Annotated in this window: 15 protein-coding genes; 13 read left to right on the top strand and 2 right to left on the bottom strand. The window is 71.5% G+C overall.

Translation table 11 applies throughout. The features are described from left to right. Positions 1-53: 53 nt before the first annotated feature. Positions 54-656, top strand: coding sequence for a MarR family winged helix-turn-helix transcriptional regulator (locus ACZ3X1_RS11825; RefSeq protein ID WP_467278940.1), 603 nt, complete (start codon positions 54-56; stop codon positions 654-656). On the opposite strand, the gene glgX is transcribed toward ACZ3X1_RS11825, so the two are convergent. Next, positions 622-2,991 carry a glycogen debranching protein GlgX gene (gene glgX, locus ACZ3X1_RS11820; RefSeq protein WP_467278938.1) on the bottom strand — a complete coding sequence of 790 codons (2,370 nt, stop codon included), beginning with the start codon at positions 2,989-2,991 and terminating at the stop codon, positions 622-624. The genes ACZ3X1_RS11825 and glgX overlap by 35 nt on opposite strands. A gap of 184 nt (positions 2,992-3,175) precedes the next feature. Here glgX and ACZ3X1_RS11815 point away from each other — a divergent pair, with 184 nt between their 5' ends. From ACZ3X1_RS11815 to ACZ3X1_RS11770, 10 genes are all read left to right on the top strand, one after another. Then, positions 3,176-4,396 (top strand): L,D-transpeptidase, encoded by a 1,221-nt coding sequence (locus ACZ3X1_RS11815; RefSeq protein WP_467279518.1) that lies wholly within the window; start codon positions 3,176-3,178, stop codon positions 4,394-4,396. Between the two features lie 138 nt (positions 4,397-4,534). Further along, complete coding sequence (locus ACZ3X1_RS11810) at positions 4,535-5,212, top strand: prealbumin-like fold domain-containing protein (RefSeq protein WP_467278936.1); 678 nt, start codon at positions 4,535-4,537, stop codon at positions 5,210-5,212. A gap of 83 nt (positions 5,213-5,295) precedes the next feature. Beyond that, positions 5,296-6,165, top strand: coding sequence for an MSCRAMM family protein (locus ACZ3X1_RS11805; RefSeq protein ID WP_356810662.1), 870 nt, complete (start codon positions 5,296-5,298; stop codon positions 6,163-6,165). Positions 6,166-6,261: 96 nt separating this feature from the next. Next, a complete protein-coding gene (locus ACZ3X1_RS11800) occupies positions 6,262-6,969 on the top strand; it encodes a L,D-transpeptidase family protein (RefSeq protein ID WP_356810663.1) in 708 nt (235 codons plus the stop codon). Positions 6,970-7,092: 123 nt separating this feature from the next. Continuing rightward, positions 7,093-8,334 (top strand): L,D-transpeptidase, encoded by a 1,242-nt coding sequence (locus tag ACZ3X1_RS11795; RefSeq protein WP_436842051.1) that lies wholly within the window; start codon positions 7,093-7,095, stop codon positions 8,332-8,334. Positions 8,335-8,421: 87 nt separating this feature from the next. After that, positions 8,422-9,189: an enoyl-CoA hydratase/isomerase family protein gene (locus ACZ3X1_RS11790; protein WP_030826632.1), complete on the top strand. Its 768-nt coding sequence runs from the start codon at positions 8,422-8,424 to the stop codon at positions 9,187-9,189. Between the two features lie 246 nt (positions 9,190-9,435). After that, a complete protein-coding gene (locus ACZ3X1_RS11785; protein ID WP_030655726.1) occupies positions 9,436-9,948 on the top strand; it encodes an ATP-binding protein in 513 nt (170 codons plus the stop codon). Between the two features lie 363 nt (positions 9,949-10,311). Further along, positions 10,312-11,112 carry a polysaccharide deacetylase family protein gene (locus ACZ3X1_RS11780; protein WP_467278931.1) on the top strand — a complete coding sequence of 267 codons (801 nt, stop codon included), beginning with the start codon at positions 10,312-10,314 and terminating at the stop codon, positions 11,110-11,112. Beyond that, on the top strand, positions 11,109-12,296 hold the full coding sequence (locus tag ACZ3X1_RS11775) for a YncE family protein (protein WP_356810665.1): 1,188 nt from the start codon (positions 11,109-11,111) through the stop codon (positions 12,294-12,296). The genes ACZ3X1_RS11780 and ACZ3X1_RS11775 overlap by 4 nt, the downstream gene beginning before the upstream one ends. 121 nt (positions 12,297-12,417) lie before the next feature. Then, positions 12,418-12,630, top strand: a complete 213-nt coding sequence (locus ACZ3X1_RS11770; protein WP_356810666.1) for an EF-hand domain-containing protein — start codon at positions 12,418-12,420, stop codon at positions 12,628-12,630. A gap of 78 nt (positions 12,631-12,708) precedes the next feature. Here the strand turns inward: ACZ3X1_RS11770 and ACZ3X1_RS11765 are convergent, their stop codons facing one another. Beyond that, the gene (locus tag ACZ3X1_RS11765; RefSeq protein WP_467278928.1) at positions 12,709-13,257 is read right to left on the bottom strand and encodes a PadR family transcriptional regulator; all 549 of its coding nucleotides are present in this window, start codon (positions 13,255-13,257) and stop codon (positions 12,709-12,711) included. Between the two features lie 111 nt (positions 13,258-13,368). On the opposite strand from ACZ3X1_RS11765, the gene ACZ3X1_RS11760 reads away from it, so the two are divergent. Then, complete coding sequence (locus ACZ3X1_RS11760; protein WP_356810668.1) at positions 13,369-14,100, top strand: flavodoxin family protein; 732 nt, start codon at positions 13,369-13,371, stop codon at positions 14,098-14,100. Positions 14,101-14,152: 52 nt separating this feature from the next. Further along, positions 14,153-14,797, top strand: coding sequence for a dihydrofolate reductase family protein (locus tag ACZ3X1_RS11755; RefSeq protein WP_362624733.1), 645 nt, complete (start codon positions 14,153-14,155; stop codon positions 14,795-14,797). The last annotated feature ends 47 nt before the right edge of the window (positions 14,798-14,844 follow it).

Genomic DNA, 14,844 nt, shown 5'->3' with positions numbered 1-14,844 from the left:
GGACGGGCGGAGGACGGGCGGAGGGCGGGCGGAGGACGGGACATAATGCGGACATGGGCAGACAGGCGGGCGAAGGCCGGGCACGGAGCGCGCAAGGACGGGCCACCGGGGCGGCGGCGGGAACGGAACACGCCGATAACTCCGCCGAGGAGTCCGCCGATAACTCCGCCGAGGACTCCGTCGACCGCCACATCGCCCGCTGGAGCGGCAAAGTGCCCTTCGACGTGCCCACCGAGGCCGTCATCACCCGCATCCAGCTCCTCGCCAAGCACGTGTCGCACGGCAAGGAGCGGGCGCTCGCCGAGACCGGGCTCCAGGCCTTCGAGTTCGAAACGATGCACCGGCTCGCCTCCCGCGGCGCACCCTGGCGGGCCCCCTCCGCCGAGCTCGCCGCGGAACTGCTCCTTTCCCCGGCCGGGATGACCGGCCGCCTCGACACCCTGGAGAAGTCCGGGCTGGTCCGCAGGCTGCGAGCCGCCGCCGACCGCCGCCGGGTCGACGTGGAGCTCACCGAGGAGGGCCACCGGCGGTGGCTGGACGCCATGCGCTGGCGCGGCGTCGCCGAGGACGAGATGATCGAGCCCCTCGACGACGCCGAACGCGCCGCGCTCGCCGCCCTCCTCAAGCGGATGCTGTTGGCGGTCGAGACCCGCTGACCCGCAGCAGGAGCACCGAGCGGGCCGGCACGGTCAGGGTCTCCCCGGCGCGGTGCAGGGTGCCGGGGGCGACGGCCTGCTCCTCCAGGGAGGTGTCCAGGACCAGCTCGTACTCCTGCGCCCACGGCGCCCCCGGCAGCACCCACGCCGCCGGCCGGTCCCCGGTGTGGAGCAACACCAGGAAACTGTCGTCCGTCACCTGCCGGCCCCGCTCGTCACGACCCGGGATGTCCCGCCCCGACAGGTACATTCCCAGCGCGGCCGCCGGGGCGTACCAGTCCCGCTCCGTCATCTCCATGCCCGCCGGCGTGAACCAGGCCAGGTCCCGCAGCCCGTCCGCCCCTTGCGGCCGGCCCGAGAAGAACGCCCGCCGCCGCAGCACCGGATGGGCGTGGCGCAGCGAGATCAGCCGGGCCGTCAGGGCGAACAGCGACCGCCACGCCGGATCCTCCAGCAGCGACCAGTCCACCCACCCCGTCTCGTTGTCCTGGCAGTAGGCGTTGTTGTTGCCGCCTTGGGTACGCCCGAACTCGTCGCCCGCGACGAGCATCGGCACCCCGGTCGACAGCAGCAGGGTGGTCAGCAGGTTGCGCAGTTGGCGGCGGCGCAGCACCCCGACCCGCACGTCGTCCGTCTCGCCCTCCGCCCCGCAGTTCCACGACCGGTTGTCGTTGGTCCCGTCCCGGCCCGCCTCCCCGTTCGCGTCGTTGTGCTTGCGCTCGTAGGACACCAGGTCCCGTAGGGTGAAACCGTCGTGCGCGGTCACGAAGTTCACCGAGGCGTACGGCCGCCGCCCACCCCACGCGTACAGGTCGCTCGACCCCGACAGCCGGTACCCCAGATCGCGTACGTCTGGCAGCGCACCCCGCCAGAAGTCCCGCACGGCATCCCGGTAGCGGTCGTTCCACTCCGTCCACAGCGGCGGGAACGCCCCCACCTGGTAGCCGCCCGACCCCACGTCCCACGGCTCGGCGATCAGCTTCACCCGCCGCAGCACCGGGTCCTGGGCGATCACCGCCAGGAACGGCGACAGCATGTCCACGTCGTGCATCGAACGGGCCAGCGCCGCCGCCAGGTCGAAGCGGAAGCCGTCCACCCCCATCTCCGTGACCCAGTAGCGCAGCGAGTCCGTGATGAGCCGCAGCACGTGCGGACGCCCGGCGTGCAGGGTGTTCCCGCAGCCTGTGTAGTCGGCGTACCGCCGCTGGTCGGGCTGGAGCCGGTAGTAGCCCCGGTTGTCGAAACCGCGCAGGGACAGCGTGGGCCCCAGTTCGCCCGCCTCCGCCGTGTGGTTGTAGACCACGTCGAGGATGACCTCAATCCCCGCCGCGTGCAGCGCCCGGACCATCCGCTTGAACTCGCCGACCTGCTGCCCTGCCGTACCGCTCGACGAGTACCCGGCGTGCGGGGCGAAGTAGCCGACCGAGTTGTACCCCCAGTAGTTGCGCAGCCCCCTGCGCAGCAGGTGGTCCTCGTGCGCGAACTGGTGCACCGGCAGCAGCTCGACCGCCGTCACGCCCAGCTTCACCAGGTGCTCGACCGCCGCCGGATGGGCCAGGCCCGCATAGGTGCCGCGCAGCTCCTCGGGAACACCCGGATGGCGCATCGTGAAGCCGCGCACGTGCAGCTCGTAGATCACCGAATCGGCCCAGGGCGTCTTCGGCCGGACGTCGTCCGCCCAGTCGTCGTCATCGTGCACGACCACGCCCTTGGGGACGAACGGCGCGGAGTCCCGGTCGTCGCGCACGGTGTCCGCGATGTACTGCTGCGGCCAGTCCCGGACGTGCCCGTACACCTCCGGCGGCAGGGCGAAGTCCCCGTCGACGGCCCGCGCGTACGGGTCCAGCAGCAGTTTCGCCGGATTGTGCCGGACACCCGTCCAGGGGTCCCAGCGGCCGTGGACCCGGAAGCCGTAGCGCTGCCCCGGGCGCACGCCCGGCACGAAACCGTGCCAGATCTCGTGCGTGAGCTCCGTCAGGACGCAGCGGGTCTCGGCCCCGGCCTCGTCGAACAGGCACACCTCCACCGACTCCGCGCCCTGCGCCCACACGGCGAAGTTGGTACCCGCGGTCCCGTCCGGACCGTGGTGGAAGCGGGCTCCCAGGGGATGCGAGGACCCCGGCCACACTGCCGGGGCCGGGCGCGCGTGTGCCCGTAACACCTGCCCCTTGACCTGCCCGTTCGTCCGGCCGTCCGGCCGTCCGTTCGACTGATGGCCCAGTGGGCCGCCCGGTTGGCCGTCGACCTGCGGTACGGGCGCGGCCTGTCCGCTCCGTACCGCTCCGACGGCGTTGCTGACGGCTTCCACCGCCTCCTGCTCGGCTGCGCTCGACACTGCCCGCCTCCACGGCTCCTGGGTACCGGCGGGGGGGAGGGGAGTGTGTGGCCCCGGCGTCCCGGCCCGGGCCCGCCCCCGTCTGGTCCTTCCCACTGTTCTGCCCGGACTGTTCTGCCCGGAACGTCGCCCGCCCTCACGTTTCCCCCGGAGGCCTCCGGTCGTTGGAGGGATCGTGACACTTCTGACGAGGCGGGCAGGGGCGGGCTTGGCCGCCGTGGCGGCATGGGCGGGCCTGCTGGGCGGGCTGGCCGGCTGCACCCAGGACGGCAAACCACCCGTCGAGATCCAGCTCCCCGGCAGAGTCCGCTCGCCGGACGAAGCCATCCGCATCACCCCCGACGACAATGCCAAGGACGTCCCGGCGGACGGGCGGCTGACGGTCACCGTGCCCGAAGGGCGGCTGGAGCGGGTGGTGGTGACCAAGGTGGAGGACGCGCAAGCGGAGGAGGTCCCCGGCGCCATCGCCGCCGACGGGCTCAGCTGGAGCCCCACCCCGCAGGCCGGCCGCCTCGCCCTCGCGGCCAAGTACACCGTGGACGCGGTCGCCCTCGACGGGCACAACCGCCGCCAGGCCCGGCACACCACCTTCACCACCTACGTTCCCGAGGAGCGGTTCATCGGCTACTTCAAGCCGGAGAACCGCTCGACCGTCGGCACCGGCATGATCGTCTCCTTCAAGTTCAGCCGGGCCGTCGAACGCCGCGCCGAGGTGGAGCGCGCCATCCGGATCACCTCCGAGCCGGCCGTGGAGGTCGTCGGCCACTGGTTCGGCAAGGAACGCCTCGACTTCCGGCCCAAGCAGTACTGGAAGCCGGGGACCAAGGTCACCGTGCGGATGGACCTGCGCGACGTCGAGGGCGCGCCCGGCTCGTACGGGATCCAGTCCAAGACCGTCACCTTCACCGTCGGGCGCTCCCAGATCTCCACCGTGGACGCGGCCGCCCACACCATGGAGGTCCGCCGGGACGGCGAGCTGCTGTCGACCGTGCCGATCAGCGCCGGAGCGCCCAAGACCACCACCTACAACGGAAAAATGGTGGTGATGGAGCTCTTCGACGTCACCCGGATGAACGGCCAGACCGTGGGGTTCGGCGGCGAGTACGACATCCCCGACGTCCCGCACGCCATGCGGCTCACCAACTCCGGGACCTTCCTGCACGGGAACTACTGGTCCAGCCCCGACACCTTCGGCACCACGAACGTCAGCCACGGCTGCGTGGGCCTGCGCGACGACAAGGGCGGCGGCTCCGACACCCCGGCGGGCTGGTTCTTCGACCGGACCCTGATCGGGGACGTGGTGGAGGTCGTGAACTCGCAGGACAAGACGGTCGCCGCCGACAACGGGCTGGGCGGCTGGAACATGTCCTGGGCGGACTGGGTGGCCGGATCCGCCATCGCCTGACCGGCCCACCGTCCCCCCGCAGGAGTGACTTGTGTGATCGGAATGCCGTAGCGGAGAGTGTCCGCGGCCCGCACCGCCGACCCCTGCCCCCAGCCTGTCAGGGCACACGAGGGCAGCAGGGGAAACGGACGGAGCGTCATGTCGGCAAGGAACTGGACCCTCGGGCTCGCGATCGGTGCCGTGCTGGCCGCCGCCGCCCCCGCGGCCGCCGCCGGACCCGGCGCCGACCGGCCGGTGGCGGCCCGGGCCGCGCTGCCCGACGGACTGGGTCCGTGCGTCCCGGGCCGCTGTCCCGATCCGTACCCGCCGGTCAACAGCGACGGCGTCCTGCGCGGCCGGGACAACGGCATCGCCTACCCCTTCAACGGAGACCTCCCCGACTGCGGCGGCCCGGTCCCGGTGACCGGCTCGGTCTCCGTCCTCAAGCGGGACGCGGCGACGGGCGCGGCGCTGGCGGGCGCGCGGTTCGAGCTGTGGCGGGAGACCAACGACACCGCCGGCCTCCAGACGCGCGGCATCAACGCCGACCGCCGGGCGGCGGACGGCTGCGCCACGGACCGCGGCGGGGTCTGCGACTTCGGCCCGCTCCCCGAAGGCTTCTACTACCTGGTCGAGACGGCCGTGCCCGAGGGCTACGCGCTGCCCGCGGACCGGGTGACCGGACCGCTGAGGGTGGACTCCGCCACCCCGGAGCGACGGCTCCTGGTCACGCTCCGGAACGAGCGCGACGGCCACGGCAAGGGCAAGAAAGACCAAGGCCACGGCAAGGGCGGCCACCCCGGGCACCCGAAGGACGCGAAGGGTCCTCGGACCTGACCTTCCGGGCCTGACCTTCCGGATCTGACCTCCGGATCTGATCCCAGATCCGATCCCCGGCCCCTTACGACGGACGGAGCGGCATGACAGCCAGGACGACGAGGATGTGGCCCATCGGCCTCGCCGCCGCGGTGGTGCTCACCGCGGCGGCGCCGGCCCTGGCCGCACCGCCCCCTGCACCACCCGGCAGCGCCAAGGTCGTGCTGCGCAGCACCGACCTGGACACCGGCGCGCCGCTGCCCGGGGCCCGGTTCGAGCTGTGGCGCGAGACCAATGACCGGGCAGGGCTGCAGAGCAGCGGTCAGGGTGCCGACGAAAGGCAGCACGACGGCGTCTGCGTGACCGACGCGAAGGGCGTCTGCACGGTGGAGCTCCTGACCGGCGAGACCTACTACGCGCTCCAGGTCGCGGTCCCCGCCGGATACGTGTGGGCGGACGAGGCGTCCACCGGATTCGACCTGGGCGGGGCCGCCGCCCGGGACGGTCTCGTCGTGGGCATCCCGAACCGGCGCCCGGACGCCGCGTACACCGGCTGGATCCGGGTCCGGAAGAAGGACGCCAAGACCGGCTCCCCGCTGCACGGCGCGGTGTTCGAGCTGTGGAAGGAGACCAACGGCACCACCGGCCTCACGACCGGGGGCGTCGACGCCGACCAGCGCGTCAGGCCGGGCTGCGCCACCGACGCCGACGGCACCTGCGAGTTCGACGGGCTCGCCGACGGCGGGTACTTCCTGGTCGAGAAGGACGTCCCCGAGGGCTACGTCCTGCCGAAGAGCCCGGTGACCGGCCCCTATCGGCTGGACGCCCAGATCGGCCGGCAGCTCGTGCTCACCGTCCACAACAAGCGCGCCGAGCCGATCCCCCTGGACCGGAAGGGCCAGGACGCGGACGCGGGCGCCCAGGAGGACGGCCGCCGGGCCCGGACCGCAGGGCCGGGTGCGCCGGTGGAGTGAGCGCCTCACTCCGGCGGCGCAGCAGCGCGAGCCGTACCCCGGCCACACGGCTTGGCTGGGGTACGACCGTCGCGCTCGCAGACCGAGGAGGCCCGCATGGCCACACGTCAGGGAAGAGGCCCGGTGGCCCGGGCGGCCGTGATCGGCGCCCTGCTCGCACTCGCGGGCCCGTACCCGTCCCTCGCCGCGGCCGCCCCGGCGGAACCGGAGAGCGCGTGCGTGGCGGGCACCGGCCCCTACCAGCGGGAGCTGGAGCACCACGTGGGACGGCCGGTCGACGGGGTGCAGTCCTCGGCGGACTGCCGCGCGGTCCGCGACTTCCAGCGCAAGAACGGCGTCAGCCCCGCCGACGGCTACGCGGGCGTCGCCACCTACCGCACGATGCTCGTCGTGACGGCCCGCCCCGACCCCAACGCCGCGGGCGACTGTCCCGACCGTGAACACCGCGTCACCTGCGTCGACCTGGACCGCCAGCTGCTGTGGGTGCAGAAGGACGGCGCCGTCGTCTTCCGGCCCGTGCCCATCCGCACCGGCCGCGACGTCCAGGAGACCCGGACCGGCTGGCACGATGTGTACTGGCGCAGCAAGGACCACGTCTCCACGCTGTACGGATCGCCCATGCCGTACGCCCAGTTCTTCGACGGGGGCCAGGCCCTGCACGGCTCTCCCGGCACCCTCTACGAGGGAGGCGGTTCCGCCGGCTGCGTCAACCTCACCGAACCGGACGCCAAGCGTCTGTGGGAGCTGCTGGCCGAGGGCGACGCCGTCTACGTCTGGGGCACCAAGCCGGGCACCGAGGACTGACCGGCAAGCCGTTCCCGCCGTGTCGCGGCAGTTGGGACGGAACGGTGACAAGACCGTGGCTCATCGTGATCCTCCCGTGTGATTTCCTGTCGACATGCGCGCGACTGTCCGTGCGCGGGGGACATGGGGAGAACACGAGTGAACGTGCAGCCGATACGCGGCCGCGCCCGGACCGGCCTGTCGGCCCTTCTGCTGGGAGCGGCCCTGCTGTTCACCACCGCCTGCAGTGGCGGTGGCGGCGGCAACAGCAACGGCAGCGGAAGCGACAACGCCGGGGGCGGCGGCAAGACCGGTACCGAGGCCTCGAAGGCCGTCGTCAGCGTCAAGCCCGACGACGGGGCCAAGGAGGTCGCGACCAGCGGCGTCCTGAAGATAACGAGCACCGGCGGCAAGCTCAGCACGGTGACCGTCGCCGACACCAAGGGCAACGCGGTCGAGGGCAAGCTCTCCGAGGACGGCGCGAGCTGGGAGCCGGCCCGCCACCTGGCCTCGGCCACCGAGTACAAGGTGCACGCGGTCGCCAAGGACGAGGCCGGCCGGGAGTCCGCCAAGGACACCTCCTTCACGACCCTGACCCCGACGAACACCTTCGTGGGCCACTACACGCCCGAGGACGGCGCGACCGTCGGCGTCGGCATGCCGGTCTCGATCAACTTCTCCCGTGGCATCACCAACCCCGAAGCCGTCGAGAAGGCCATCACGGTGACGGCCGAGCCGGCCGTCCCGGTCGAGGGCCACTGGTTCGGCAACGACCGCCTCGACTTCCGCCCCGAGAAGTACTGGGCCGCGGGCACGACGGTCACCGTGAAGCTCGCCCTGGACGGGGTCGAGGGCCGCCCGGGGGTCTACGGCAAGCAGACCCGGACGGTCACCTTCAAGATCGGCCGCTCGCAGGTCTCCACGGTCGACGCGGCCGCGCACACGATGCAGGTCGTCCGGGACGGCCAGGTCTTCAAGGACGTCCCGATCACCGCGGGCGCCCCGTCGACCACGACCTACAACGGCCAGATGGTGATCAGCGAGAAGTACAAGGTCACGCGGATGAACGGCGCGACCGTCGGCTTCGGCGGCGAGTACGACATCTCCGACGTCCCGCACGCGATGCGGCTGTCGAACTCGGGCACCTTCGTGCACGGCAACTACTGGGCCTCTTCCGGCACCTTCGGCTCGGCCAACGTCAGCCACGGCTGCATCGGCCTCAAGGACGTCCGCGGCGCGGGCGACTCCAAGCAGCCCGCGGCCTGGTTCTTCGACGAGTCGCTGATCGGCGACGTGGTCATCGTGAAGAACTCCAAGGACAAGCAGATCGCCCCGGACAACGGCCTCAACGGCTGGAACATGGACTGGGCGGAGTGGATCAAGTAGATCCGTCCCGTACGCGGTAGAGGTGGCCCGGTGCTGTGACACACAGCACCGGGCCACCTCGCGTTAACCGCCGCTAACCTGACCCGTATGACCATCTCTCTCGAAGTCTCCGAAGGCGTCGGCACCCTCCGCCTGGACCGGCCGCCCATGAACGCCCTGGACATCGCCACCCAGGACCGGCTGCGCGAGCTCGCGGTGGAGGCGACCGACCGGGCCGACGTCCGCGCGGTCGTCATCTACGGCGGGGAGAAGGTGTTCGCGGCGGGCGCGGACATCAAGGAGATGCAGACGATGGACCACGCGGCGATGGTCGTCCGGTCCCGTGCGCTGCAGGACGCCTTCACCGCCGTCGCCCGCATCCCCAAGCCCGTCGTCGCGGCCGTCACCGGCTATGCGCTGGGCGGCGGTTGCGAGCTCGCCCTGTGCGCCGACTACCGGATCGCCGCCGACAACGCCAAGCTCGGCCAGCCCGAGATCCTGCTCGGCCTGATCCCCGGTGCGGGCGGCACCCAGCGGCTGTCCCGGCTGGTCGGCCCCTCCCGGGCCAAGGACCTGATCTTCACCGGCCGCATGGTCAAGGCCGACGAGGCGCTGACCCTGGGCCTGGTCGACCGGGTGGTGCCCGCCGCCGAGGTGTACGAGCAGGCCCACGCCTGGGCGGCCAAGCTCGCGCAGGGTCCGGCGATCGCGCTGCGCGCCGCCAAGGAGTGCGTGGACGCGGGCCTGGAGGCCGACATCGACACCGGGCTCACCATCGAACGCAACTGGTTCGCGGGCCTGTTCGCCACTGAGGACCGCGAGCGCGGCATGCGCAGTTTCGTCGAAGAGGGCCCGGGCAAGGCGAAGTTCGTCTGACGGCCCCGGCCGGGCGGTCCTCCCTGGGGGTGGATTAGCCAGGCCTTAAGGCAACCTTAAGGCGCATCGGTGATCAACTCGCTGTGATCACTTCTGTGCGGTGCGTCACGCCAGGTCAGGCCCCGTTTTGACGTCCCCTTGTTGCCTCCCGCACATGACCGGAGACCCCCTTGGATTCGTTGAATCCGGGGGGTGTTTTCCTGCGGAACGGCCCGGAGCGGCAGGCGGGCCGTCCATGATGGGTGCATGGCGGGCCTGGAGGGTGTGGAACAGCCGCGGCAGCGCGGCGGTGCTTCGGCGGTACGGCTCACGGCGGCGGTCGAAGAGGAGCAGGGCCTCAAGGCGCTGGAGTTGTACGGGAACCCGGCCGAGGCGGAAGTGACGTTGCCGTCCATGCCGGAGTCGGCCGGTACCGCCCGCCGGCTCACCCAGTGCGTGGTGGTCCGCCTCTGGGGCCTCTCGCCGCAGATCTCCGAGCACGCCGTCCTGCTGGTCTCCGAACTCGTCGGCAACGCCGTCCGCCACACCGGCGCCCGCTCCTTCGGCTTACGCATGCTGCGGCGGCGCGGTTGGATCCGGGTGGAGGTGCGCGACCCCTCACGCGGGCTGCCCTGTCTGATGCCGGTCCATGAACTGGACACCACCGGCCGCGGCCTCTTCCTCGTCGACAAGCTGTCCGACCGCTGGGGCGCCGACCTGCTGCCCCGGGGGAAGATCACCTGGTTCGAGATGCGGGTCGCCGACCGCCAGAACGCCTGAAGCCCCCGGCTCGCCGTGTGGGGCGGTGTGGGGGCTTCATGGGTGCGCCGAGGATCGAAGGGGGTGTGATCCTCGGCGTGGCGACTTCGCTCGGGTCAATGGGAAGTCGTGGTTTCGACTATGACAGACGAGGGCTCGAACGCCAAAAGTCCCTACTTGGACATAAGTGTGTAAATCGTAAGACTTTCTAGCTAAATCCTAGGTGAGGTGGACCACTGGCCTGGCAATCGATGAGTAACTATCGATTGCTCTGAGTAAATCGTTGATCACGTGGCGGATGGGCCGCCTGATTCACCCGCTTCGGCGAACACCCGAAATGGGTCAATCATTACCTTCCGCGTCATCCACCTCTTAAATGGGCAAGTGCTCTCACATCCAGGCCGCCGCGCGGCTCTGCGTGCGGCCGGTCTCGGGGTGGCCGGCGCCGCGACGGCCGGTCTCACCGCCGGCTGCGGCCCGAGCCGCCCGCACAACGGGCCCTCCGCCCCGCCCCCGGGCCCCGCCCGCCCGGCCGAGCCCGCGCAGCCGGCCCCGGCCGCCGCCCCGCGCCGGTTCGCCGGACAGCCCGCCGAGATCGGCCACGGTCCCCGCGACCGCGACCGGGTCGCCCTCACCTTCCACGGCAACGGGGAGCCCGCCCTCGCCCGCGCGGCACTGGCCGCCGCGGAGAAGGGCGGCGCGCGGGTCACCGTCCTGGCGATCGGCGCCTGGCTCGACGCCCACCCGGACATGGCCCGCCGGATCCTCGACGGCGGCCACGAGCTCGGCAACCACACCCAGCGCCACCTCGCGATCAACGACATGACCGAGGCGGAGGCCTACGCCGAGATCACCGGCTGCGCCCAGCGCCTCAAGCGGCTCACCGGCTCCATCGGCACCTGGTTCCGGCCCTCCCGGACGCAGTACGCGACACCCCTCGTCCGGAAGCTGGCCCAGCGGGCGGGCTATCCGCACGTCCTCTCGTACGACGTCGACTCCCTCGACTTCACCTCGCCCGGCGCCGCGGCCGTCATCCGCAACGTCACCGGGACGATCCGGCCCGGATCCGTGGTGAGCCTGCACTTCGGCTACGCGGACACGGTCGACGCGATGCCTCCCCTCCTCGAAGAACTCGCGCGCCGCAACCTGCGCGCGGTGACCACCACGGAGCTGCTGACGCCATGAAGACCACCCGCCTTCCCCGGAATGCCGGCGTACTGCTGGCCGGTCTGGTCCTCGCCGCCCTGGCCGGCTGCGGATCGGCCGGAAAGGGGCCCGCCGAGGCGCTCGGCACCAAGGGCCCGGCCAAGCCCGTCAAGGCCGTACCGGCCGCGCCGCCCGGGCTGCCCGGCATGCCGCCCCTGCTGGATCCGAACGACGTCTACGCGGCGGACCGGCCGGGCAAGCTGTCCCCGGTGGTCAAGGACTTCCCCTCCCGCGTCTACGTGCCGAACACCAGCTCCAACACGGTGTCCGTCATCGACCCGGAGACCTACCAGGTCATCGACACCATCCCGGTCGGGGTCCAACCCCAGCACGTCGTCCCCTCCTGGGACCTGAAGACCCTGTGGGTCAACAACAACCGGGGCCACACGCTCACCCCGATCAACCCCGCCACCGGCGAGGCCGGTAAGCCCGTCGAGGTCCACGACCCGTACAACCTGTACTTCACACCCAACGGGAGGTACGCGGTCGTCATGGCCTCGCTGGACAAGGAGCTGGTCTTCCGCGACCCGCACACCATGGACCGCGTGAAGACCGTCCCGGTGACCTGCTTCGGCGTCAACCACGCCGACTTCTCCGCCGACGGCCGCTACTTCATCGTCAGCTGCGAGTTCTCCGGCGAACTCCTCAAGGTGGACACCGAGAAGATGGAGGTCGTCGGCCAGCAGAAGCTGCCGTTCGAGGGCGCGATGCCGCAGGACGTCAAGGTCTCCCCGGACGGCAAGACCTTCTACGTCGCCGACATGATGGCGCACGGCATGTGGGTGCTCAGCGGCGACAGCTTCGAGACCCCCAAGCTGCTGCCCACCGGGAAGGGCTGCCACGGCCTCTACGTGAGCCGCGACTCCAAGGAGATGTACGTCTCCAACCGAGGCGAGGGCACCATCTCGGTCTACAACTTCCCGCAGAAGAAGCTCACCAAGAAGTGGACGCTGCCGGACGGCGGCAGCCCCGACATGGGCGGTGTCTCCGCCGACGGCAAGGTGCTGTGGCTCTCCGGCCGCTACAACTCCGAGGTGTACGCCGTCGACACCGTGACCGGCAAGCAGCTCGCCCGGATCCCGGTGGGCGGCGGCCCGCACGGACTCGCCGTGTACCCGCAGCCCGGCCGCTACTCGCTCGGCCACACCGGGATCTTCCGCTAGAGGGCGTCTTGCCGATCATGCCGGGGTGGCGGCGCCCGCGGGGCCGGGCCCCGGGGGGTCCGCCCGCCCCGGGTGCCGCTACCCTGGGCCGGTCAACAAGCACCAAGAAGGGGTGGACCCAGTGGCGGACATCGAGAGCGCACGGGCTACGTTCAACAGGTTCGACGTGAACGGTGACGGCTTCATCACGGCCGACGAGTACAGCGCCGCGATGCGCGCCATGGGCGACGCGCACGTCAGCCCGGCCGTCGCGGACTCCGTCGTCGCCTCCAAGGACGCCAACGGCGACAAGCTGCTGAGCTTCGACGAGTTCTGGGCCTCCCTGGACAAGTAGTCCCTCCGCCGCCGCCCCGCCCCGGTCCGCCCGGGCGGGGGCGGCGCCGTGCACCGTACGGCAGTGGCCCCCGCCGTTTCAGGCCCCCGGGCCGGACATGTCCTCGACCTCGGCGAGGGCCTCCTCCAGCCAGGCCAGCCAGAACGTCTCCAGAGCGATCCCGCCGTGCAGGACGAGCCGGCGCAGCCGGTCCTCCACGGCGTCGCGCCCCGGCGGGAAGTCCTTCTCCTCGATCGCCTCGTACTGCGCCAGCTGGCGCCGGTGCAGTTCCAGATGGCGCCGCAGCTCAGGGCCCAGCCCCCGTGGCCCCACGACGCCCGCCGCCCGGATCCGCAGCAGCAGCGGATCGCGCATCGGCTTGGGGTCCTGGCTCTCCGCGACCCACCGGGCCAGCTCCGTACCGCCCGCGGGCAGCACCTCGTACTCCTTCTTCTGCCCCCGCACGGGCACTTCGCTGGGCAGCGCCCGGATCAGGCCGGCCTCCTCCAGCCGCCCGAGCTCGCGGTAGATCTGCTGGTGCGTCGCCGACCAGAAGTACCCGATCGACTTGTCGAACCGCCGGGTCAGCTCCAGCCCGGACGAGGGCTTCTCGAGCAGGGCGGTGAGGATGGCGTGCGGCAGGGACATGCGGCCATCCTAGGTTTGCGGCGGCCCGGCCCCGCGATCACCTCCCCACGGCCGCCCCGGACGGGCCAGGCCCGGTGGCGGCCGCCCCGCGCACTGCACAGGCTGGGATGCGTGGCTGCCGACGAGAACACCGCGACCCCCGCGCCCTACGCCGACCTCACCGCCCTCTACGTGAACTGCACGCTCAAGCGCTCGCCCGAGACCAGCAACACCGAGGGCCTGATCGACAAGAGCCGCGCGGTCATGGAGTCCGCAGGCGCCCGTACCTCCCTCATCCGCGCCGTCGACCACGACATCGCGACGGGCGTCTGGCCGGACATGACCGAGCACGGCTGGGAGAGCGACCAGTGGCCGGTCCTGTACAGCCAGATCATGGACGCCGACATCCTCGTGCTGTGCGGGCCCATCTGGCTCGGCGACAACAGCTCCGTGATGAAGAAGGTGATCGAGCGGCTCTACGCCTGCTCCTCCCTGCTGAACGAGCACGGCCAGTACGCCTACTACGGCCGGGTCGGCGGCGCGCTGATCACCGGCAACGAGGACGGCGTCAAACACTGTGCCATGAACGTCCTCTACAGCCTCCAGCACCTCGGCTACGCGATCCCGCCCCAGGCCGACGCGGGCTGGATCGGCGAGGCCGGCCCCGGCCCCTCCTACCTCGACCCCGGCTCGGGCGGCCCCGGGAACGACTTCACCAACCGCAACACCGCCTTCATGTCCTGGAACCTCATGCACCTGGCCGGCCTGCTCAAGCGCTCCGGCGGCATCCCCGCGCACGGCAACCAGCGCTCCCTGTGGGACGCCGGCTGCCGCTTCGACTTCCCCAACCCCGAGCACCGATGAGTTCTGCGCGTCCCGGCGGTCTCATGAAGGACGACACGACTGGAGGAAGCCCGTGGAGCAACTGCTGAGAGTCCAGAACTTCACCGTCTCGCGCGACGGATTCGGCGCCGGCGAGCCCCAGAGCCTGGAGCGGCCGTTCGGCCACGCCGATCCCGGTGCCATGTTCGCGTGGGCCGGCGCCACCGCGAGCTGGCCGAACCGCACCGACCCCGGCGGCACCCGGGGCCTGGACGACTACTTCACGCGCGACTTCGCGCACAACATCGGCGCCGAGATCATGGGCCGCAACAAGTTCGGCCCCCAGCGCGGGCCCTGGGCCGACCACGAGTGGCGCGGCTGGTGGGGCGAGGAACCCCCGTTCCACACCCCGGTCTTCGTCATGACCCACCACCCGCGTCCCTCGTTCACGCTCTCCGACACCACCTTCCACTTCGTGGGCGGCGACCCGGCGACGGTCCTCGAAACGGCCAGGGAGGCGGCGCAGGGCAAGGACGTCCGGCTCGGCGGCGGAGCCACCACCATCCGCGGGTTTCTCGACGCCGGTCTCGTCGACACCCTGCACGTGGCGGTCGCGCCCGTGGACCTCGGCTCCGGGGTGAGGCTCTGGAAGTCGCCCGAGGAACTGCTCGACCGGTTCCACCTGGAGGTCGTGCCCAGCCCGAGCGGGGTGACGCACCACCTGTTCTGGCGCAGGTGACGCACGCGGCGGGGGTGCGCGGCCAGGCCGGCACCCCCGCCGCCGGC

This window comes from Streptomyces sp. NPDC023541 (assembly GCF_055559995.1).
This window is presented reverse-complemented; position numbering and strand designations above follow the sequence as displayed.